This window comes from Pantoea phyllosphaerae (assembly GCF_051025595.1).
Classification (GTDB): domain Bacteria; phylum Pseudomonadota; class Gammaproteobacteria; order Enterobacterales; family Enterobacteriaceae; genus Pantoea.
Window position 1 is genome coordinate 65,028 of record NZ_JBPFDE010000013.1, and the last position, 21,964, is coordinate 86,991.

The following is a 21,964-nucleotide window of genomic DNA, read 5'->3' on the forward strand; positions in this document are numbered from 1 at the left end:
CGATGAGAAAAATTTTCCTGCAAATAGGCGCCACGCGCGATGGCCAGAATCCCTACTGCGAGGTGGCGAAGCGCGACGGCTACTTTACCGTGCTGGCGGAGATGAGCGATTTCATTGACTACCAGTCGCTCAGCCTGACGCTGCCGTTTGATCTGATCGTTCGCCTCGATCGGCCGGAAAATCCCTGGGAAGTGCTGCAGGCCTGCCTGCACGCCGGGCTGCTGGAACATCCGCGCGTGGTGCTGGCCGGGTTTGAAGCCTACAACGCCAGTGCTGGACGCGTGCGGGAAATTCTGGCCGGGCCCGATGCGCCGCGCACCTTCATTCCGCTGGATAAATATGCCCAGCGGATGGCGCTGAAAAAAGCCTGGCCGCGCTTTCCCCAGCCGGAGTTTCGTTTTTTTGCCTCGCCGCTCAGCATTCTCGACGCCCATCAGGCGCTGATCTATCCCTGCGTGATCAAGCCGGTAGACAGCGGCGGCGGCCTGGGGATTTGGCTGGTGGAAGCGCCCGAACGGCTGGCAGGCGTGGTGCAGATGCTGGAAGAGACCATGAACTACGGCGGCCGCAGCTTTAGCGGGTTTATTGTCGAAAGCTGGCTGGACGGCGACGAATATTCGCTGCAGGGCGTGGTGCACGACGGCCATCCGCACGCCCTGACCTGCTGCCAGAAGGTGATCGAGCAACATCGCGACGCCCAGGGCGGCGTCAGTTTTTACGAATCGGGCCACGTCGCTGTTGCCGCCGAGACGCTGCCGCCCCCATTCGTTAGCCTGATGACATTTTGCTGTGAAACCTTTGGCTACCGGCTCGGCGCCTTTCATATCGATTTTATTGTGGTGGAGGGCGTGCCGCACTTTCTTGAAATGGGCTTCCGTCTTTCGGGCATGGGGGTGCCTGGCCTGGTCGAAGAGGCGACCGGCATCGACTGGGTAGCCGTCGCGTTTCGGCTTGAAGCAGGTGGCAAGATGCCCGCGCTTCGCTTCGCCGCGCCGCCGCGCGCCGTCGGCCAGCTGCGTCTGCGCCAGCCAGCACAGCTGCGCCAGGCGGAAAGCTGGATTGCTGAACATCGTCAGGGGGCGCTGCTGCCGCCGCTGACCTTTGCTGGCTTACAGGTGTCGCGGCGCTCGTCGCTCTATGCCGATCTGACGCGCCATGCGGGCATACTCGGCACGCTGCGCCTGTCGGCTGGCGGTCGCGACGACATTCTGGCCGTTTTCAACAGCGTGGTGCGCACGGCATCTCGCCTCTCAGAAGGAAATTTATTGTGTGCAGAATGATTCTGGCGCAGGGCGAGTTCGACGCGGCGCAGGTGCTGGAGGCGGCGCGCGCCATGAGCTGCGGCGAAACCGCCTGCCATGATGGCCCGATCAAAGAGCACCCGAACGGCTGGGGGTGTTTGTGGCTGGACGACAGCGAAATTTGCACGCTGCGCGGCAGCGGCCCCTTTGCCGAGGCGCTGCCCGATATAGATATCGAACGCATCAGAGGCCGTTTTCTGGCGGTGCATGTGCGCCACGCCACGCTGAGTAAAAACCAGGGGCTGGCGTTCGCCCATCCGCTGCTGCGCGACAGCGCAGGCACGCGCTGGTACATGATGCACAACGGCTTTATGCCGAAGGTCTACGCCCGTCTCGGCATGGCGGCCTCCCGCTTCGACTCGGCAGAGTACCTGGAATATCTGGTGGATCGCATCACGCCTGCCGACTTCACGCGCGACTACCTGCGCGACAAGCTGGCGCAGGTCGAGCCGGGCGGCAGCGCGGGCAATGCGATTTTCGTCACGCGCGACCGGGCATGGGCCTGGCAGTGGCATCCCCAGGATACGCCCTGGCCGCACTACTTTACGCTGCACGTTTTGCAGCAGGCGCGCTGTACGTACATTTCATCTGAACCTGTTCCAACCCTGGGCGACGCCGACAGCTGGCGACGTATGGCTAACCATGAACTACGCGAAATTCCTTTGGGGGAGTAAACATCATGGCCATTTTTAATCAGATACGCGTGATCAATCCCAACATGTATGTAGAGCACACCTGGCTGGACGATATTGTTACGGCGCGCGTGCCGCTGCTGGTGCTGCGCAATTTCCTTACCGATGAAGATCGCCAGGAGGTGGTGACCGATTTGCAGCGCTGCCGCGAGCAGATCCGCGTGTCGCACTATCCCAACGGCGCGCTCACCACGCTCGGCCCCTACCTGGCGAAACATACCGCCGCGCCGGAGAACTACTTTACCGAATGGCGCGACATCGCGTCATCGCTGCCGCCGTCGCTCGCCGCGCTGCGCCAGCAGATCTATGAGTGGGTGCGCCACGCGCTAAAGCTGGAGAGCCTGCAAACCGCCCATGAGCCAGGCCTGGGCGACTACGCCGGTTCGATCGTACGTTTCCATGCCGACGGCGTCGCCAATCCGCTGCACAACGACAATATCGTCCGCGACGGGGCCGGAAGCGGCCTGGTGGTGACGCAGATCCTGCACCAGCTGAGCTGCGTGGTCTGCCTGCAGGAGTGCAATGCGGGCGGCGGGCTGCGCATCTTCAATAAAAAATGGTCGCCGGACGATGAGCGTTTCAAAACGCCAGGCGAGCTCGGCTACCAGAGCGGCGTGGTGATGCAGAGCGAAACCTGCGAATTTGCGCCGCGCAGCGGCGATATCTACCTGTTCAACCCCGCCTTTTACCACGAGATCGATCGGGTTGAAGGTAATACCCGCATCACGATGGGCTTCTTTTTTGGCCTGACCGACAAAAAAATGAAACACGCCATCGCGTGGAGCTGACGCCCTGCGCGCAGCCTTGCAAGACGAGGAGAAGAGATGACGACATTTGCCAAAATTACTGAGCTGCTGGATCGGCACGACGCGGACTATCGCGTGGTAGAGCACGAGGCTATCGGCCAGACCGATACCGTCAGCGCGCTGCGCGGCAATGCGCTTAACCAGGCGGCGAAGGCGATGGTGCTGGAGGTGGTGATGCCAGACGGCGCCGACCCGCGCTTTCTGCTGGCGATCGTGCCTGGCGACTGCAAAATCAACTTTAAAAACGCTGCGCGCGCCATCGGCGGTAAAAAGTCGAGCTTCGCCGCACCCGAGAGGGCGCAGTCGCTGACCGCCTGCGTGATGGGCGCGGTGCCGCCGTTTAGTTTTGATGACCGGCTGGCGCTGCGCGTTGATGCGCGCCTGCGCGACGTCGGCACGCTGTGGTTCAACGCTGGCGCGCTGGAAAAATCGATCGCCCTTAACGCAGAGGACTATTGCCGTATCGTAGGTGAAGCCTGTTATGCCGATATTGCCACGCCCGTGGCGGTGAGCGCCTGACGGCAGAGGAAAGGTTATGTCAGTTAAAGATATGTTGCTGGCGCTCTGCGTCGTGGTGGCGTGGGGCGTTAATTTCGTGGTGATTAAGCTCGGCTTGCAGGGCATGCCGCCCTTTTTGCTGGCGGGCCTGCGCTTTTCCCTGGTGGCGTTTCCGGCGATCTTTTTTGTCCCTCGTCCGGCTATCCCGCTGCGCTGGCTGGTGGTCTACGGCATGACCATCAGCTTTGGCCAGTTCGCCTTTCTGTTTCTCGCCATCAAGCTCGGCATGCCCGCCGGGCTCGCCTCGCTGGTGCTGCAGGCGCAGGCCTTTTTCACGCTGCTGCTGGGCGCGCTGCTGCTGGCGGAAAAGCTGCGCTGGAACCATATCGCCGGCGTGCTGATCGCGACGCTGGGGATGTTTATGCTGGCGACGGCGGGCATGGCGGGCCAGTCGGCCGCAGGCATTACGCTGACGACCATGATGCTGACGCTGGCGGCGGCGCTGTCGTGGGGGCTGGGCAACATCACCAATAAGATTATCTTGCGCAATCGCAAGGTGCCGGTGATGTCGCTGGTGGTGTGGAGCGCGCTGGTGCCGGTGCTGCCCTTCTTCGCCTGCTCCTGGCTGTTCGAAGGCGAGGAGGCGATGGTGTTCAGCCTGACGCATATCTCGCTGCAAACGGTGCTGGCGCTGATCTATCTCGCCTTTATCGCCACCATCGTCGGCTACGCCATCTGGGGCAACCTGCTTAGCCGCTATGAAACCTGGCGCGTCGCGCCGCTGTCGCTGCTGGTGCCGGTGATTGGTATTCTCAGCGCGGCGCTGGTGCTGGGGGAACGACTCTCGGCGCAGCAGATGCTGGGCGCAGCGGTGATTATCTTCGGCCTGCTGGTGAATGTCTTCGGCGGCCTGGTGAGCCAGCGTCTGGCGATGCGCACCCATCCTTAACGGCATGGGCTCAGATATAAAAAACGCCGCAAAGGCGGCGTTTTTTTCTCATCGATTCTGATTAGTTCAGAATTTCAATCCGGCGCGGTTTCGCCTCTTCAGGGACGATGCGTTCCAGATCGATGCTCAGCAGGCCATTTTCCAGGCGGGCATCGCGTACCACAATGTGGTCGGCCAGCTGGAATTTACGCTCGAAGTTGCGTTCGGCGATACCCTGATAGAGATATTTGCGCTCGGTCTGCTCTTCGGGGTGCGCACCACGCACGATCAGAACGTTATCGTGAGCGGTAATATCGAGTTCGTTCTGGGCAAAGCCCGCCACCGCGATGGTAATGCGATAGTGGTTTTCGCTGACCAGTTCGACGTTGTACGGAGGATAGCCGCCGTTGCTCTGGTTCTGGTTAGACTCAAGCAGGTTAAACAGACGATCGAAACCGATAGCAGAGCGATAAAGTGGAGCAAGATCAAAATTACGCATGGAATGACTCCTGATAATCAGCAAGTTTTGGCAACCTTCCACCATGGACAGGTTGTAAGACGCCTCGATGACCCTGTCGGCGACAGCGAGCGCGTCCGTAGCTTAAAAGTGGGTATGGCCAGACTGGTTTCAAGAGGCGAAACGCAATTTTTTTCGCCAATTAGCTGAAGTGGCATACACTCAGGGGACCTTTCGTCTGACATAGCGCACCTCGCCGTAGAGTGAGGGCGTCAGCGGACAAGCTAACTCAGCCGGGGCAAACGCCATAGTTGAAGGGATGATGAAAATGAATTTATTGAAGGCATTTCCTCTGGCAGGCGCGCTGGCCTGCTGCACCTTTACGCTTGCAGGTTGTTCCAGCGTGATGTCGCATACCGGCCCGAATCAGGGCTACTATCCGGGCACGCGCGCCAGCGCCGATATCCTGGTCGACGGTAACAGCAGCTGGGCGCTTAAGCCGCTGGCACTGATCGATCTGCCCTTTTCCGCCGTACTGGATACGCTGCTGCTGCCGTGGGACTACGCGCGCAGCGATGACGATAAATCGATCGACTCCCCGCGTGAGCGCATTCTTCAGAGCGAAAAGCTGAACCACACGCAGGAGAATCTGGCGCAGGCTGCCCCCTATCCTGTGGCTACGCCAGCACAGTAAAGAGCTGCCGCCAGCCGTCGACCTCACGCATAAAGGCGATCAGCCGTCCATCCGGCGACCAGACGACCGCGTCGCCGCTCGGCGGCTGGTCGTGACGTTCGGTGAGCGGCTGACAGACGCCGCTTTCGATATCGCAGCGCATCACCTGATTGTCGCTGATAAAGGCGACGGCCCCGCCCTGCGGATGCCAGCTAAACGCCGACTGCACTGACTGCGCCAGCCGCGTCACCTGACGCGGCGCGCCGCCGTTTGGCGACACCGTCCAGAGCTGCACCACATCCTGCTCGTCCGCCATTAAAAAGGCGATGGCGCTGCCGTCTGGCGCACTGCGCAGCCAGTGGCGCGGCTGCTGAGCAAGCCCGCGCGGCGTAAAGGTCAGCCGGCGCTGCCGCACGCCGGCAGGCGGCGCAGGCAGACTGCTCTCCGTCCCCTCCAGCGGTTCGTCGCCTGGTATGGCGTACGCCTCCAGCGCCTCCGGCAGATCGACAACAAAAACCTCCGGCTGTTTGTCGCCCGCGGCGGAGATCGTGTCGCCGATAAAGGCGATAGCCCAGCGCTGCCAGCGGCCGTCCGGCTTCTGATAGCCCCGCGTGCCGATCCAGCCCTCTTCATACGCGCGGTTAATCTCGTCGCTGCCCGGGCGCGGCGTCGCGGTGGTGCGGCTGACCAGCACGCAGAAGTGGCTGCCGCTGTATTCGCGCGGATGCTGTTTGATCGGCGCGACCGCGCGCAGCGGCAGCGCGATGCCGACGTTGCGCAGATCCTCTTTCGGGTCTCGCTCGTGCATCACATGATCGTTGTAGGTGAAGCTGACGCGCGTGCCGTCCGGGCTGTAGAGGTGCACATGCGAGCCGCCGCGCAGCGCGCCGGGCGTAAAGGGCGACGTGATGTCGCAGGCGTCGAGGTTTTGCGCGCGGCCGTTTTGCACGATAACGCCGCGCCGGTGATGAAAGTCGTAGTGCCAGTGCTCGTCAGGCTGTTCCGGGCCATGAATGCAGAGATAGCGCGGCGGCAGATCCGGACTGACGGTGACGACGCCCACATGCGCGCCGTCGGTCGCGCGATAGAGCACCTCGAGCTCGCCGGTTTGCACATTGACGCGCTCAATAGTGTCGCTGGTAAAAGAGGCACCGGACGGACGCAGGTCGAAGGCCAGCCACTGGCTGTCGGCGGTCCAGACGTTGCTGTTGGTCAGCTGATGCTGTCGCGGGCTAAAGGTGATCTGTTTTTCACGCATGGGGCAACCTGACTAAAAAATATTGCCCCACACGCTACGCCAAAAGCGTTAAAGATGCAGCTTCGATTTCGTCTGCGGCGCGGCAACGCCCTCGATCGCCCGCCTGCGCCCAACCAATAGTCCCAGCACACCGCCGAGAATAAGGGCGCCCGCCACAATCAGCAGCCCGTCGTTATAGCTGCCGGTGACGTCCTTGATACGCCCCATGACGGGCGGAAAAGCCAGCCCGGCGATATTTGCCACCGCATTAATCAGCGCCACCGACGCGGCGCCCGCCACGCCGGAGACGGTTTCAGTGGTCACCGCCCAGAATACCGGTGTGATGGCCCAGTTGAGTCCAACCATCAGCACCAGCAGCAGATAAGCCATCCACTGCTGCGGCGCCGCCAGCGCTGCCAGCAGCAGCAGACCTGCCGCCATCAGCGGCAAACCGAGATGGCGCGCCCGCTCGCCGGTGCGATCGGAATGGCGGCCGTTAAAATACATAAAAATACAGGCGAAGAGAAAAGGCACCGCCGACAGCAGGCTCACCGTCAGGTTGCTGCGCTCCGCCGCAACCGCCTTAACGATCATCGGCAGAAACAGCGTAATGCCGATGGTGCCGAACGCCTGCAGCAGCCACAGCAGACTGAGCGTCCAGACGCGCCGGCTTGTTAGCGCCACGCGCCAGTTATGATCGCGTATCGCCGCGTGCTGTTCGTCGCGCGCCAGCGTCTGCTGCAGGTAACTGCGCTGCTCCGCCGTGAGCCAGCGCGCACTGGCGGGCGCATCGTCGAGATAGAACCAGGTGACAATGCCCAGCGCGAACGCCGGGATACCTTCCAGCAAGAAGAGCCAGCGCCAGCCTTCGACGCCCAGCATGCCGTGCAGATTCAGCAGGCTGCCGGAGAGCGGCAGACCAATCACCGACGCCAGCGCCGCGCCGATATAAAACAGCGACATGGCGCGCGCGCGGTCGCTGCGCGGATACCAGCAGCTCAGGTAGAAAATAATGCCGGGCGTAAAGCCCGCTTCCGCCGCGCCGAGTAAAAAGCGCATCACGTAGAGCTGCATCGGCGTCTGCACCAGGCTCATGCCTGCGGCGATGATGCCCCAGCTTACCATGATGCGCGCGATCCAGCGCCGCGCGCCGACGCGCGTCAACAGCACATTGCTCGGCACTTCGAAGATAATGTAGGTGACATAGAAGATACCGGCGGCGATGCCGTACATTTCGGCGGTCATCGCCAGATCGGCGTTCATTTGCAGCGCGGCAACCGAGATATTGGCGCGGTCGATATAGGCAATGAGATACAACACCATGATAAAGGGCATGATGCGCAGGTTCATTTTCTTAATGGTGCTGAGGTGAAGAGAGTTGTTCATCGCAAGGTCCTCAGTTCAGATAGCGCAGCAGCAGAAATTAACTCTTTGATTTTACATATTTAAGCTGTCATACCGCAGCGCGTGGCGACAGGGCATCGCCTGTACAGCTGCGTTCGATCACCAGCGCTGCGACGCTGCGCGACCGACCTTTACTGGCGGATTGATTTCAGCTGATAAGAGTGAGGGTGATTGTAGTACCCAAAAATAATTTTGTACTACAATGAAGATCACAAAACAGACAAGACGAGCCAGATGGCCCGCCTTGAAAGTGAAAAGTGCGACGCAGGACGGCGGAATGCCGCCAGGGAAGGATTAAAGCACCAGCTCTTCGATAGCGTGCGCGACGCCATCTTCCATATTGGTTTTGGTCACAAACTGCGCGATTTGCTTAACGGAGTCGATGGCGTTGCCCATTGCGACGCCCGTGCCGGCGTATTCGATCATCGCCAGGTCGTTCTCCTGATCGCCAATCGCCATCACCTCTTCGCGCGCCAGACCCAGCTTCTCCGCCAGCATTTTAACGCCCTGACCTTTGTTGACGCGGCTATCGAGGATCTCCAGGTAATAGGGCGCGCTCTTGAGAATGGTGTAGTTCTCTTGCGCTCTGGCGGGCAGACGCTGAATCGCGCTATCCAGCAGATCGGGCTTGTCGATCATCATCAGCTTGGGAAAACGCGTGGCGCGGTCCATCTCTTCCACGGCGCGGTAGCGCACGGGAATGCCGGTCAGGCTCGCCTCATGAATGGTGTATTCGCTGAGATCTTTGTTCGGCGTATAAAGCGAGGATTTGTCGAACGCCTGAAAATGCACGCCCAGCTCGCGCGACAGCTGTTCAATGTAGAGGTAATCGTCAAAACCCAGCGTGATTTCCGCCACGCACTCGCCATCTTTCGCCTGCTGCACCAGTGCGCCGTTGTAGCTGATGCAGTACTGACCGTCGTCGACCAGGCCAAGCTCCATCAGGTAGCGCTGGATCCCTACGTATGGGCGCCCGGTCGCCAGCACCACGGCAACGCCTTTTTTATGCGCGCGATCGATTGCCGATTTAACGCCAGCGGTGATCTCGTGCTGCGGGTTAAGCAGCGTGCCGTCCATATCAATTGCAACCAGTTTAATCGCCATAGCTTCCTCGTTGAGTCAGGGTTTGGCTTAAATGCTAGCGCGATTCAGCTCACTGTGACCAGTTTCACGACATTTCAGGCATAAAAAAACCCTTCCGGATGGGAAGGGTTTGCAAACTGGAGCCGGCGTGGGTGACAGAAACCGATCGCAAGGTCGCTGTGCGTCATCCCTGACCGCTCGGCTCACGCAAATACGCGCCTCTTCCTGAGGCGCGCCCGTAAACGGGCCAACGCGCTGCGTTGTTCAAAAACGCTCCCGGCGTTTTTGTCCTTGTCGCGAGACGCTTTGCTCTTCGGTTCCTGTCACCCACGCTTTAGCTTTAGTCGCCGTCTGTTGGCTTAAATATCGATATTCGCCGCTTTCAGGGCGTTCTCTTCGATAAAGGCGCGGCGCGGCTCAACCGCATCACCCATCAGCGTGGTGAAGAGCTGATCGGCGGCGATAGCATCCTTGATGGTCACGCGCAGCATGCGACGGCTGTCCGGATCCATCGTGGTTTCCCACAGCTGCTCGGCGTTCATCTCGCCCAGACCTTTATAACGCTGTACCGACAGACCGCGTCGCGACTCTTTCACCAGCCATTCGATAGCCTGCTCAAAGCTGGCGACCGGCTGACGGCGCTCGCCGCGCTCGATGTAGGCGTCTTCCTCAATCAGGCCGCGCAGCTTCTCGCCCAGCGCGTTGATTTTACGGTACTCCGGTCCCTGAATGAACTCGGCGTCCAGCGTGTAATCGGTGTCGACGCCGTGCGTGCGCACGCGCAGAACCGGTTCAAAAATATTCTCTTCGCGGTTGGCGCGTACCTGTGCAACGTAAGTGCTGCCGTGCGCTTCGCGCTCGCTCAGATAAGCCACCAACTTCTCCAGCCAGGCCTGAACCTCAGCCTCATTGCTCAGCTCGCTCAGCGTTGGGTGATAAACCAGCGCGCGCAGCAGCGCGACCGGATAGCGGCGCTCCATACGCTTGATCATCTTCTGCGTGCTGTTGAATTCCGCGACCAGATTTTCCAGCGGCTCACCGCCCAGCGCCGGTGCGCTGGCGTTGGTATGCAGCGTCGCGCCGTCAAGCGCGATGGCGATCTGATACTGATCCATCGCCTCATCATCTTTGATGTACTGCTCCTGCTTGCCTTTCTTCACCTTGTAAAGCGGCGGCTGCGCAATATAAACGTGGCCACGCTCGATGATTTCCGGCATCTGACGATAGAAGAAGGTCAACAGCAGCGTACGAATGTGCGAGCCGTCGACGTCAGCATCGGTCATGATGATGATGCTGTGATAGCGCAGCTTGTCCGGATTGTATTCGTCGCGACCGATACCGCAGCCCAGCGCGGTGATCAGCGTTGCCACTTCCTGCGAAGAGAGCATCTTGTCGAAACGCGCTTTCTCTACGTTAAGAATTTTGCCCTTCAGCGGCAGAATCGCCTGGTTCTTACGGTTACGGCCCTGTTTGGCCGAGCCGCCTGCGGAGTCACCCTCCACCAGGTAGATTTCAGAGAGCGCCGGATCGCGCTCCTGACAATCCGCCAGCTTGCCCGGCAGACCTGCCAGATCGAGCGCGCCTTTACGGCGCGTCATTTCGCGAGCGCGACGGGCCGCTTCACGGGCGCGGGCGGCGTCGATGATCTTGCCAACGACAATTTTGGCGTCGCTCGGGTTTTCCAGCAGGTATTCGCCCAGCAGTTCGTTCATCTGCTGTTCCACCGCCGATTTCACTTCAGACGAGACCAGCTTGTCTTTGGTCTGCGATGAGAACTTCGGATCAGGCACTTTAACCGACACCACCGCCACCAGGCCTTCGCGGGCGTCGTCGCCGGTGGCGCTGACTTTCGCTTTCTTGCTGTAGCCCTCTTTGTCCATATAGGCGTTCAGGGTACGCGTCATCGCCGCACGGAATCCCGCGAGGTGGGTACCGCCGTCGCGCTGCGGAATGTTGTTGGTGAAGCAGTAGATGTTCTCCTGGAAGCCATCATTCCACTGCAGCGCCACTTCCACGCCAATGCCGTCTTTCTCGGTAGAGAAGTAGAACACATTCGGATGGATAGGGGTTTTGTTCTTATTCAGGTACTCGACGAACGCCTTGATGCCGCCTTCGTAGTGAAAATGATCGGCTTTGCCGTCACGCTTGTCTTCCAGACGGATCGACACGCCGGAGTTCAGGAACGAGAGTTCGCGCAGGCGCTTCGCCAGAATGTCATATTCGAATTCAACGACGTTGGTGAAGGTTTCGTGGCTCGGCCAGAAACGCACGCGGGTGCCGGTCAAATCGGTTTCGCCCGTGACGTTAAGCGGTGCCTCAGGCACGCCGTGCACGTAAGTCTGCTGGTGCACTTTGCCTTCGCGACGAATGGTCAGCTCCAGCTTCTGCGACAGGGCGTTTACAACCGAAACGCCCACGCCGTGCAGACCGCCCGACACTTTATAGGAGTTGTCGTCGAACTTACCGCCTGCGTGCAGCACGGTCATGATCACTTCCGCAGCGGAAACGCCCTCTTCTTCGTGAATGCCGGTGGGAATGCCACGGCCATCATCCTGAACGGAAACGGAATTATCGGCATGAATGGTCACGACGATATCACTACAGTGACCCGCGAGCGCTTCGTCGATTGCGTTATCCACGACCTCGAATACCATGTGGTGCAGACCGGTGCCGTCATCCGTATCGCCGATATACATACCCGGACGTTTGCGTACCGCATCCAGCCCTTTCAGAACTTTGATACTTGAGGAGTCATAAGAATTCGACATCAACGTTTCTCGCTCATTTAATCTTCAGGTTGAACCGCTATTTTACCCTGTTCCACGCGGAACATCTTGCCCTTTTCGTCACTCATATCGATGACATGATCGGTGGCGATAGCGCTGACAAACACCTGAGCCTGCGTGGCTTTCAGTCGTTGCGCCAGCAGGCGCCGACGGCCGTCGTCCAGCTCGGAAGCGAAGTCATCAATCAGGTAAAGACAGCGGCGTCCGCTCTGGCGCGTCAGGAACTCGCCCTGCGCCAGACGCAATGCACACATCAATAGTTTTAACTGGCCGCGCGACAGCAGATCTTCGACCGGCGTGCCGTCGGCGCGAATGCGGAAATCCGCTTTATGCGGGCCGCTGGCGGTGTAGGTCAGCGCGCGGTCGCGCTCGAAATTGCGCTCCAGCAGATCGCCGTAGGCGCTCTCTTTGTCCCAGCCGCGCTGGAAAGAGAAGTTCAGCGCGAACTCCGGCAAAAACTGCCCGCAGGTGGCGACGATCTCCGCCGAAATGGCGTCGCTGTATTCCGCGCGCCACTGGCTGATCTGCTCTGCCAGCGGCACCAGCTCCTGATCCCAGGCGCGGATTTGGCTATAGCGCGTGACCTGGCGCAGCGCGGCGTTGCGCTGCTTCAGCAGGCGCCGCAAATTGCTCCAGGCGTTGAAGAAACCGGGGGTGTTGTGAAAACAGCCCCAGTCGACATAGGCTCTACGGTATTTGGGGCCGCCGTTGAGCAAAGTAAACCCCTCGGGGGTAATTAACTGCATCGGCAGCAGCTGCGCCAGCTCCGCGACTTTATGGCCGTCGCTGCCATCGATACGCACCTTGCTGTCGCCTGCGCGGTTTTTGGTCAGGCCGACCGAAATCTCCCGCTCGCTGCTCTCAATGCGACCGTGCAGCACAAAGGCGGCTTCGTCGTGACGGATCACGCGTCCCGCCTGCAGGCTGCGAAACGCGCGGCCATGACCAAGCGTGTAGATCGCCTCCAGCACGCTGGTTTTGCCGCTGCCGTTCGCGCCCACCAGGAAATTAAACCCCGGCGCCAGCGCCAGATCGGCCTGCTCGATGTTACGAAAGTCTTTGATAAGGAGGCGGGTTAAAGCCATGAATCAGTCCAGCGTGAAGGGCACAAAGAGGTATCGCCTTTGAGCGGCCTGTGGCCAACGGCGAAGCCCGATAACGGCCTCACCACTACCAGGCCGATTCTACCTCACCAGGCCGTCGGCGTCGCAGCCAGTCTGGTTGCGGCCAGCGCGCAGGCCCTGGGAGCATACTGAGGTATGTGACCAGGGACGAGCACTGCCCGCAACCAGAATGGCAAGTAAGCCAGGCCGATATATTCTACAAGCGCATGGGCATCACGACGTAGGCGGCTGCCGGGCTGGCGAGATCTTCAATCTGCACGCTCGACACCGAATCGGTCAGCAGCAGGCGCACATTCTCGCACTTCAGCGCATTCAGCACGTCCAGCACGTAGCTGACGTTAAAGCCGATCTCCAGCTCGCTGCCGCCATAGGTCACGTCGAGCATCTCTTCCGCCTCTTCCTGCTCAGGGTTGTTAGCGGTAATTTTCAGCTGATTTTCGGTGATATAGAGGCGAACGCCACGGAACTTCTCGTTTGAGAGAATAGCCGCACGGGCAAACGCCTGCTTCAGGATGTCGCAGCCCGCTTCCAGTACTTTATCGGGATTTTTTGGCAATACGCGGCGATAGTCGGGGAAGCGACCATCTACCAGCTTCGACGTAAAGATAAAGTCGCCCACGTGCGCGCGGATATTGCTGCTGCCAATCTGCAGCTGCAGCGGCGTTTCGCCGCCGTCCAGCAGACGCACCAGCTCAATGACCCCTTTACGCGGCACGATCACCGAATGATTCGGCAGCGCCTGGCCAATCGGCATCGAGCAGACCGCCAGACGGTGACCGTCGGTGGCGACGGTGCGCAGCTCTTCGCCTTCGGTTTCAAACAGCATACCGTTAAGGTAGTAGCGCACGTCCTGATGCGCCATCGAGAACTGCGTCGCCTCGATCAGACGCTTCAGCGTCGCCTGCGGCAGCGTAAACTCCACTTCGCTCTGCCAGTCGTCCAGATTGGGAAAGTCGCTGGCTGGCAGGGTCGAGAGCGAAAAGCGGCTGCGCCCGGAGCGCACCAGCATGCGTTCGCCTTCCAGCGTGACGTTAATCTCCGCGCCCTCGGGCAGTCCGCGACAGATGTCGAGGAATTTACGCGCCGGGACGGTGGTGGCCCCCGGCTCGTGCGGCTGGGTCAGCGCCACGCGCGCCACCATCTCCATTTCCAGATCGGTGCCGGTCAGCAACAGCGTGCCGTCGTTGACCTGCATCAACAGATTTCCCAGGATCGGCAGCGTCGGGCGCCCGCCTAACGGGCCGCTGACTTGCTGCAGCGGCTTTAGCAACTGCTCACGTTCAACAATAAATTTCATAGCGTCAGGAGGATAAAGTTCGGATGAGATTAGAGAAATCTTCTTTTATGTCGTGGCTCTCTTCACGCAGCTGCTCGATTTTGCGGCAGGCGTGAAGCACCGTGGTATGGTCGCGGCCGCCGAACGCGTCGCCGATCTCCGGCAGACTGTGGTTCGTCAGCTCTTTCGCCATCGCCATCGCCATCTGGCGTGGGCGCGCGACCGAGCGCGAACGGCGCTTGGACAGCAGATCCGCGACCTTAATTTTGTAATACTCGGCCACCGTCTTCTGGATATTGTCGATGGTGACCAGCTTTTCCTGCAGCGCCAGCAGATCGCGCAGCGCTTCGCGCACAAAGTCGATGGTGATGGCGCGGCCGGTAAAGTTGGCGTTGGCGATCACGCGGTTCAGCGCCCCTTCCAGCTCACGAACGTTGGAGCGCAGGCGTTTAGCGATAAAAAAGGCGACCTCACCCGGCAGGCGAATATCGTTCTCATCCGCTTTTTTCATCAGAATCGCCACGCGCGTTTCCAGCTCCGGCGGCTCAATAGCGACCGTCAGGCCCCAGCCGAAGCGCGACTTCAGTCGATCTTCCACGCCGTTAATCTCTTTAGGATAACGGTCTGAGGTCAAAATGATCTGCTGATTGCCTTCCAGCAGCGCGTTGAAGGTGTGGAAAAACTCCTCCTGGGAGCGCTCTTTATTGGCGAAGAACTGAATGTCATCGATAAGCAGCGCATCGACAGAGCGGTAGTAGCGCTTGAACTCCTCAATGGCGTTGTTTTGCAGCGCCTTCACCATGTCCTGCACAAAGCGCTCAGAGTGCATATAGACCACTTTAGCATTCGGCTTGCGCGCGATGATGCCGTTGCCGACCGCGTGCAGCAGGTGGGTTTTGCCCAGGCCGGTGCCGCCATAAAGGAAGAGCGGGTTATAGGCGCCGCCGGGATTGTCCGCCACCTGACGCGCCGCCGCGCGCGCCAACTGGTTGGATTTACCCTCAACGAAGTTATCGAAGTTGTGGCGGTTATTCACATTAGAGCGGTAGGTCACATCGGCCGGCGCCGGAACGTTGTCCCAGCTTGGGCGCAGGATCTGCGCGGGCGCGGGACGGCTCTCGACCGGCGCGGGGGCGCTGACGCTCGCCATCGCCGGCTGGCTCATCGCCGCAGGCTGCTGCTGGACGGAACGCGTCCCGACTTCGAAACGCAGCAAAGGCACGTCCACACCGCAGAATTCGTTCAGCAGCCCGTTGATGTTATTGATGTATTTATCTCGTACCCAGTCGAGCACAAACCGATTTGGTGCATACAAGGCCAGCGTATTGTCGTTTAACTCCGCCTGCAGCGGTCGAATCCACATGCTGAATTCGGTGGCAGGAAGCTCATCCTGCAAACGGGCAAGACACTGTTGCCAGAGCGTAAGTGACACGGCGGACTCCACTTGTACAAAATCGATAAGAAATAGTAGGCGCTAATAAAGAAACGTTCATTTTTGACACAGACGGTAGAAAGCGCCTGCGACCGCTATCAGCGGTTTCCGTCCCTGGGATCGCGACCGGATCGTCAACGGAAGGGCGGATCATAGCGCAAAGCGAGGCAGAGATCTTCACTTTCTACACAGTTTTGATCCTTTTTATCCACAGGCCGTGGACAGGCAAAACAGTTTACGCCTGCTGGCGAAAAAAGCTGCGGGGATCGTCGGAAAAGAGACGCTTTTTCAGGTGGCCTCTCGTTTTTGCGGTGATTTTCATCGGCCCGATCGCAAGAAGATCCCGCGGGATCCTTGCGCTTTAAAGCGGAGACCGTATAATTCTTCCCCCGGCGTTGTCGCGCTATGCCCAATGCCCGGACTCAGCGGGCTGTATCCGGGCTTCCAGGTACCGCGACCAGCGAAGTAAATTGACTCCGGACTGTACAATTATTACAATCCCGCCTCTTTATTAAAGACACATTGAGGCGTCGGTCGTTTTACTGGCCCAAAAACGCGTCACCCAGTGAAATTTTTCAAGTTTAGGTAGAAATCGCCATGAAACGCACTTTTCAACCGTCCGTACTGAAGCGCAACCGTTCTCACGGCTTCCGTGCTCGTATGGCAACCAAAAATGGTCGTCAGGTTCTGGCACGTCGTCGTGCTAAAGGCCGTTCTCGTCTGACCGTTTCTAAGTAATAAAAGCTAACCCTCGTGGTTAAGCTCGCATTTCCCAGGGAGTTACGTTTGTTAACTCCCACTCATTTCACTTTCGTCTTCCAGCAGCCACAACGGGCTGGCACGCCGCAAATTACCATCCTCGGCCGCCTTAATTCGCTGGGGCATCCCCGCATCGGTCTTACCGTCGCTAAAAAGCACGTCAAGCGCGCACACGAACGCAACCGGATCAAACGTTTGACCCGTGAAAGTTTTCGTCTGCTTCAGCATGAACTGCCGGCGATGGATTTCGTCGTTGTGGCGAAAAAGGGGATTGCCGATCTCGACAACCGTATGTTGGCGGAAGCGTTGGAGAAGTTATGGCGTCGTCACTGTCGCCTGGCGCGCGGCTCCTGATCGTCCTGATCCGCGTCTATCAGCGCGGCATCAGCCCCTTGCTGGGACCACACTGTCGGTTTCAGCCAACCTGCTCTCATTATGGAATTGAGGCGTTACGCAGGTTTGGCCTGATAAAAGGCAGTTGGTTGACATTCAAACGCGTATTAAAATGCCACCCTTTGAACCCGGGTGGTGACGATCCTGTGCCGCCAAAAAACCTTTGATACCAGAGAACATTAACGATGGATTCGCAACGCAATCTTTTTCTCATCGCTTTTCTGTTCGTGTCTTTCATGATCTGGCAAGCCTGGCAGACGGACCACGCTCCGCAGCCGCAGCAGACCCAGACCACGCAAAACACCAACAGCGCAGCAGGTGATGCCGCCAGCCAGGGCGTACCGGCCAGCGGCCAGGGCAAAACGATCACCGTTAAGACTGATGTCCTGTCATTGAATATCAACACCCGCGGTGGCGATGTCGAGCAAGCTCAGCTGCTGACCTACCCGGACAAACTGGGTTCCGACCAGCCTTTCCAGCTGCTGGAGACCACGCCATCCTTCGTTTATCAGGCACAGAGCGGGCTCACTGGCCGCAACGGTCCGGATAACCCGAACAACGGCGCGCGTCCGCTGTTCACCGCCGCACAGGATCACTTCGAAATGGCCGACGGCCAGACCGAACTGCGCGTGCCGATGACCTACACCGCAGAAAACGGTGTGGTTTACACCAAAACCTTCGTTTTCAAACGCGGCGAATTCGCGGTGGATGTGGACTATAACGTCAACAACACCACGCAGCAGCCGCTGGAAGTGTCGCTCTTCGGCCAGCTGAAGCAGACCATCGATCTGCCTAAGCACCGCGATACCGGCAGCAACAACTTTGCGTTGCACACCTTCCGCGGCGCGGCCTACTCCACCAGCGAAGAGAAGTACGAAAAGTACAAATTCGACACCATCGCGGATAACGAAAACCTCAACGCCACCACCAGCAACGGCTGGGTTGCGATGCTGCAGCAGTACTTCGCTACCGCCTGGGTGCCGCGCACCGCTGGCAACAATTCGCTCTATACCAGCAACCTGGGCAACGGTATTGCGGCTATCGGCTACAAATCCGCACCGGTCACCGTGGCGGCGGGTCAGCAGCAGAATCTGGGCGCAACGCTGTGGGTCGGCCCGGAAATTCAGGACAAGATGGCTGCCGTCGCGCCACATCTTGACCTGACCGTCGACTACGGCTGGCTGTGGTTTATCTCTCAGCCGCTGTTTAAGCTGCTGAAGTTTATCCACAGCTTTATCGGCAACTGGGGCTTCTCCATCATCGTCATCACCTTCATCGTGCGCGGCATCATGTACCCGCTGACGAAGGCGCAGTACACCTCGATGGCGAAGATGCGCATGCTGCAGCCGAAGATTCAGGCGATGCGTGAGCGCCTGGGCGACGACAAGCAGAAGCAGAGCCAGGAGATGATGGCGCTCTATAAAGCGGAGAAGGTCAACCCGCTGGGCGGCTGTCTGCCGCTGGTGATTCAGATGCCGATCTTCCTTGCGCTTTACTACATGCTGTCTGGTTCAGTGGAGCTGCGCCACGCGCCGTTTATCCTCTGGATCCATGACCTGTCGGCGCAGGACCCCTACTACATCCTGCCGATTCTGATGGGCATCACCATGTTCTTCATTCAGAAGATGTCACCGACCACCGTGACCGATCCGATGCAGCAGAAGATCATGACCTATATGCCGGTTATCTTTACCGTCTTCTTCCTGTGGTTCCCGTCAGGTCTGGTGCTGTACTACATCGTCAGCAACCTGGTAACCATTCTCCAGCAGCAGCTGATTTATCGCGGCCTGGAAAAACGCGGTCTGCACAGCCGCGACAAGAAGAAGGCGTAACGCGCTTACGCTCGTCTGACAATCTGGTTTACCCTGAGGCGGTCAATAAGACCGCCTTATTTTTTAGCGAGAGAAAATTCCATGAGCCACAGCGATACTATCGTCGCCCAGGCGACGCCTCCCGGACGCGGCGGCGTCGGTATTTTGCGTATCTCCGGCGCGCGCGCCGCCGAGGTGGCACAGCAGGTGCTCGGCAAGCTGCCGAAGGCGCGCTACGCTGATTATCTGCCGTTTAAAGATGCCGACGGCAGCGTGCTGGACCAGGGCATTGCGCTGTGGTTTCCCGGCCCGAACTCCTTTACCGGCGAAGATGTGCTGGAGCTACAGGGCCACGGCGGCCCGGTGATCCTCGATCTGCTGCTGAAGCGCATCGTGGCGCTGCCTGGCGTACGCATCGCCCAGCCGGGCGAGTTTTCCGAGCGCGCCTTTCTCAATGACAAGCTCGACCTTGCGCAGGCTGAGGCAATCGCCGATCTGATTGACGCCAGCTCCGAACAGGCGGCGCGTTCTGCGGTCAACTCGCTGCAGGGCGCCTTTTCGACCCGCATCAACCAGCTGGTTGAGGCGCTGACCCACCTGCGCATCTACGTCGAAGCGGCTATCGACTTCCCCGATGAAGAGATCGACTTTCTCTCCGACGGTAAAATCGAAGCGCAGCTGGATGAGGTAATCGTCGATCTCGACGCCGTACGCGCCGAAGCGCGTCAGGGCAGCCTGCTGCGCGAAGGCATGAAAGTGGTGATCGCGGGGCGGCCAAATGCGGGTAAATCAAGCCTGCTGAATGCGCTGGCAGGACGCGAAGCGGCAATCGTGACCGATATCGCCGGCACCACGCGCGACGTGCTGCGCGAACATATTCATATCGACGGCATGCCCCTGCATATTATCGACACTGCCGGGCTGCGCGAGGCCAGCGACGAGGTCGAGCGTATCGGCATTGAGCGCGCCTGGCAGGAGATCGAGCAGGCGGACCGCGTGCTGTTTATGGTAGACGGCACCACCACCGACGCCACGGAGGCGGCGCAGATCTGGCCCGACTTCGTTTCGCGCCTGCCTGCGGCGTTGCCGATTACCGTTGTACGCAACAAGGCGGATGTCACTGGCGAAACGCTGGGCCTGACAGAAGTAAATCATCACTCACTTATTCGTCTTTCGGCGCGCACCGGCGCGGGCGTCGATGCGCTGCGCGACCATCTGAAACAGTCAATGGGCTTTTCCGGCAATATGGAAGGCGGCTTCCTCGCGCGTCGGCGTCATCTTCAGGCGCTGGAGTTAGCAGCGACTCACTTACAGCAGGGCAAGGCGCAGCTGCTAGGCGCATGGGCGGGCGAACTGCTGGCGGAAGAGCTGCGGCTGGCGCAGCAGGCGCTGAGCGAGATCACCGGCGAGTTTACCTCCGATGATTTGCTGGGACGGATATTTTCCAGTTTCTGTATTGGGAAGTGATCGCAGTCTGCGCTTGCGCCCTGCTCTTCAGTCAAACCCGGCCTTTTGTTATTTGGCGACGAAGCGCCGTTGGGGTATAAACGTTAAACACCGGTCTTCCCGGATACGCCTTCACTATGGCATGTCTCAGGCGGCTGCTTCCGCCTGATCAAGGAGAGTAGAATGCATACACCGCTCGACAACACCGCGCTCGACCAACTGTTTAACGAAGCCCGCACCCATAGCTACTGGCAGGATAAACCCCTTGAGGCTGGCATTCTGGAGCAGCTCTACGCGCTGACCGCCCTTGGCCCGACTTCGGCCAACTGCTCGCCAGGCCGCTTTGTGTTTGTGACCTCGCAGGAAGGCAAAGCGAAGCTGAAGCCGGCGCTCTCGTCTGGCAATGTGGAAAAGACCATGACCGCGCCGGTGACGGTTATCGTCGCCCACGATATGGCGTTTTACGATCGACTGCCGCAGCTATTTCCGCACGCCGATGCGCGCAGCTGGTTTACCGGCAGCCCTGAGCTGGTAAAAGAGACCGCCTTTCGCAACAGCAGCCTGCAGGCAGGCTATCTCATCCTGGCGGCGCGCTCGCTCGGGCTGGATGCCGGTCCGATGTCTGGTTTTGATCCGTCGAAAGTTAACGAGGCATTCTTCGCCGACAGCAGCTGGCAGGTGAACATGTTGATTAACCTCGGCTATGGCGATAGCGAGAAGCTGCATCCGCGCCTGCCGCGCCTGCGTTTTGAACAGGCGTGCAAACTGGCCTGACGATATTCCGCCGCTGCGCAGGCGCGTAGCGGCCTCTCTTTTCCCGCCGCTTTTTATCAGCCGATTCTGAATATGCGTCATTCTGTTGCATGCCAGATGCAATGTGCTCAGAAAATTCTTACAATGCGCTCCTGATGATTAAGTGACCATTTTCACGGAGCGACAGATGGCGGGTCATTTTGTACGTTGGATGGGCGATCGCGGCATTGTCGCCGACGCCATGCGCATGCCGCAGGATGTCATCGATCAGGCGCGACAGCTGCCTGACAGATACCGCGGTCGCTTTTTGCTTGCTCGTCTGATGCTGGCGCAGCTGATGCTGCGCGTCTACGGTATCAGCACCCTTCCTGCTCTTGTTACCCACAGCAACGGCCGTCCCGCCTTTGCCGATCGCGATTTGCCCGATTTCAGCATCGCCTATGCCGGCAATATGGTCGGCGTGCTGCTGGCTGAAGAGGGCGGACGCGCCGGGCTGGATATGGAGATCGTCCGCGCCCACAGCCGCCAGACGCAGGAGCAGCTGATGCAGTCGCTTACGTCAGGCGAGCGCGCCTGGATCAATGCGCAGCAGGATTTTATGGAAGCGGTGACGCAAATCTGGACCCTGCGCCAGAGCATTCTTAAGCTGACCGGCGAAGGCAACGATAATATGGCCTCGCTGCGGCTGCAGCCCGCGGCAGGCCGTCTGCGTTCAACGAGTTATCCCGATATTCAGGCTGTGTGCGACGCCGAGCCGACGCTGGTGTGGTCATGCGCGCTGTCGTCCGCGACCCAGCGTTTGCACCTGTGGGAAATTGACGCCTCGCGCGAGTGGCATGCGCTGCGCGACGTAGAGATGAGCAAGCCTAATATCGGACCGCACACGCTGCGTCTGACCAGCTCACCGCGAGAGCGCAGTCTCCATTCTGAGGTATAAAAAAGCCGCTTAAGCGGCCCTTCAGACGGCTAACAAAGCCGGCAAGCGGGTGAGACGGACCGAGGAGCAAAGCGTCCCGCGCCATGGATGGCGCGGGCCGAGCTGGCAGGGATGCCGCTTTTTGCGTCTTTGCGATCGGTCCGTCTCACCCGCGTTGGCACTCTGCCC

General features: G+C 59.4%; 20 protein-coding genes and 1 pseudogene. 13 read left to right on the top strand and 8 right to left on the bottom strand.

Annotated elements, in window-relative coordinates; genetic code table 11:
* Positions 1-2: 2 nt before the first annotated feature.
* From ACR6A7_RS16580 to ACR6A7_RS16600, 5 genes are read left to right on the top strand one after another with little or no spacing between them, the layout of a single operon-like run.
* Positions 3-1,280 (top strand): ATP-grasp domain-containing protein, encoded by a 1,278-nt coding sequence (locus ACR6A7_RS16580; protein WP_434126172.1) that lies wholly within the window; start codon positions 3-5, stop codon positions 1,278-1,280.
* Positions 1,277-1,975: a class II glutamine amidotransferase gene (locus ACR6A7_RS16585; protein WP_434126237.1), complete on the top strand. Its 699-nt coding sequence runs from the start codon at positions 1,277-1,279 to the stop codon at positions 1,973-1,975. Before ACR6A7_RS16580 ends, ACR6A7_RS16585 begins: the two co-directional genes overlap by 4 nt.
* Before the next feature lie 5 nt (positions 1,976-1,980).
* Positions 1,981-2,781: a 2OG-Fe(II)-dependent halogenase WelO5 family protein gene (locus tag ACR6A7_RS16590; RefSeq protein ID WP_434126173.1), complete on the top strand. Its 801-nt coding sequence runs from the start codon at positions 1,981-1,983 to the stop codon at positions 2,779-2,781.
* 36 nt (positions 2,782-2,817) lie between these two features.
* On the top strand, positions 2,818-3,318 hold the full coding sequence (locus ACR6A7_RS16595) for a YbaK/EbsC family protein (RefSeq protein WP_434126174.1): 501 nt from the start codon (positions 2,818-2,820) through the stop codon (positions 3,316-3,318).
* Between the two features lie 16 nt (positions 3,319-3,334).
* Positions 3,335-4,246: an EamA family transporter gene (locus tag ACR6A7_RS16600; protein ID WP_434126176.1), complete on the top strand. Its 912-nt coding sequence runs from the start codon at positions 3,335-3,337 to the stop codon at positions 4,244-4,246.
* A 61-nt stretch (positions 4,247-4,307) separates the two neighbouring features.
* Here ACR6A7_RS16600 and ibpA read toward each other — a convergent pair whose 3' ends face one another.
* Positions 4,308-4,724 (bottom strand): small heat shock chaperone IbpA, encoded by a 417-nt coding sequence (gene ibpA / locus ACR6A7_RS16605; protein WP_033755460.1) that lies wholly within the window; start codon positions 4,722-4,724, stop codon positions 4,308-4,310.
* Between the two features lie 286 nt (positions 4,725-5,010).
* Here ibpA and ACR6A7_RS16610 point away from each other — a divergent pair, with 286 nt between their 5' ends.
* Positions 5,011-5,376 carry a YceK/YidQ family lipoprotein gene (locus tag ACR6A7_RS16610; protein WP_434126177.1) on the top strand — a complete coding sequence of 122 codons (366 nt, stop codon included), beginning with the start codon at positions 5,011-5,013 and terminating at the stop codon, positions 5,374-5,376.
* Here ACR6A7_RS16610 and ACR6A7_RS16615 read toward each other — a convergent pair.
* The 7 genes from ACR6A7_RS16615 to dnaA all read right to left on the bottom strand — a co-directional run bounded on the left by ACR6A7_RS16615 (position 5,360) and on the right by dnaA (position 15,697).
* Positions 5,360-6,613: a YidR family protein gene (locus tag ACR6A7_RS16615; protein ID WP_434126178.1), complete on the bottom strand. Its 1,254-nt coding sequence runs from the start codon at positions 6,611-6,613 to the stop codon at positions 5,360-5,362. The genes ACR6A7_RS16610 and ACR6A7_RS16615 overlap by 17 nt on opposite strands.
* A 48-nt stretch (positions 6,614-6,661) precedes the next feature.
* Positions 6,662-7,978 carry an MFS transporter gene (locus ACR6A7_RS16620; protein ID WP_434126179.1) on the bottom strand — a complete coding sequence of 439 codons (1,317 nt, stop codon included), beginning with the start codon at positions 7,976-7,978 and terminating at the stop codon, positions 6,662-6,664.
* 312 nt (positions 7,979-8,290) lie between these two features.
* A complete protein-coding gene (gene yidA / locus ACR6A7_RS16625; protein WP_434126181.1) occupies positions 8,291-9,100 on the bottom strand; it encodes a sugar-phosphatase in 810 nt (269 codons plus the stop codon).
* A gap of 338 nt (positions 9,101-9,438) precedes the next feature.
* A complete protein-coding gene (gyrB, locus tag ACR6A7_RS16630) occupies positions 9,439-11,847 on the bottom strand; it encodes a DNA topoisomerase (ATP-hydrolyzing) subunit B (protein WP_434126182.1) in 2,409 nt (802 codons plus the stop codon).
* Between the two features lie 17 nt (positions 11,848-11,864).
* The gene (gene recF, locus ACR6A7_RS16635) at positions 11,865-12,950 is read right to left on the bottom strand and encodes a DNA replication/repair protein RecF (RefSeq protein WP_434126183.1); all 1,086 of its coding nucleotides are present in this window, start codon (positions 12,948-12,950) and stop codon (positions 11,865-11,867) included.
* A 235-nt stretch (positions 12,951-13,185) separates the two neighbouring features.
* A complete protein-coding gene (gene dnaN / locus ACR6A7_RS16640) occupies positions 13,186-14,286 on the bottom strand; it encodes a DNA polymerase III subunit beta (protein WP_434126185.1) in 1,101 nt (366 codons plus the stop codon).
* A gap of 4 nt (positions 14,287-14,290) precedes the next feature.
* On the bottom strand, positions 14,291-15,697 hold the full coding sequence (dnaA, locus tag ACR6A7_RS16645; RefSeq protein ID WP_033755444.1) for a chromosomal replication initiator protein DnaA: 1,407 nt from the start codon (positions 15,695-15,697) through the stop codon (positions 14,291-14,293).
* A 597-nt stretch (positions 15,698-16,294) separates the two neighbouring features.
* On the opposite strand from dnaA, the gene rpmH reads away from it, so the two are divergent.
* From rpmH to ACR6A7_RS16680, 7 genes and pseudogenes are all read left to right on the top strand, one after another.
* The gene (gene rpmH, locus ACR6A7_RS16650; protein ID WP_003849659.1) at positions 16,295-16,435 is read left to right on the top strand and encodes a 50S ribosomal protein L34; all 141 of its coding nucleotides are present in this window, start codon (positions 16,295-16,297) and stop codon (positions 16,433-16,435) included.
* Positions 16,436-16,450: 15 nt separating this feature from the next.
* Positions 16,451-16,810, top strand: a complete 360-nt coding sequence (gene rnpA, locus ACR6A7_RS16655; protein WP_033755442.1) for a ribonuclease P protein component — start codon at positions 16,451-16,453, stop codon at positions 16,808-16,810.
* Positions 16,774-17,032, top strand: a pseudogene (gene yidD, locus ACR6A7_RS16660) (membrane protein insertion efficiency factor YidD). Before rnpA ends, yidD begins: the two are co-directional and overlap by 37 nt.
* 2 nt (positions 17,033-17,034) lie before the next feature.
* On the top strand, positions 17,035-18,681 hold the full coding sequence (gene yidC / locus ACR6A7_RS16665) for a membrane protein insertase YidC (RefSeq protein WP_434126187.1): 1,647 nt from the start codon (positions 17,035-17,037) through the stop codon (positions 18,679-18,681).
* Positions 18,682-18,762: 81 nt separating this feature from the next.
* A complete protein-coding gene (gene mnmE / locus ACR6A7_RS16670; RefSeq protein WP_084884316.1) occupies positions 18,763-20,127 on the top strand; it encodes a tRNA uridine-5-carboxymethylaminomethyl(34) synthesis GTPase MnmE in 1,365 nt (454 codons plus the stop codon).
* 162 nt (positions 20,128-20,289) lie between these two features.
* Positions 20,290-20,880, top strand: a complete 591-nt coding sequence (locus tag ACR6A7_RS16675; RefSeq protein WP_434126188.1) for a malonic semialdehyde reductase — start codon at positions 20,290-20,292, stop codon at positions 20,878-20,880.
* 166 nt (positions 20,881-21,046) lie between these two features.
* The gene (locus tag ACR6A7_RS16680; protein ID WP_434126189.1) at positions 21,047-21,796 is read left to right on the top strand and encodes a 4'-phosphopantetheinyl transferase family protein; all 750 of its coding nucleotides are present in this window, start codon (positions 21,047-21,049) and stop codon (positions 21,794-21,796) included.
* Positions 21,797-21,964: the final 168 nt, after the last annotated feature.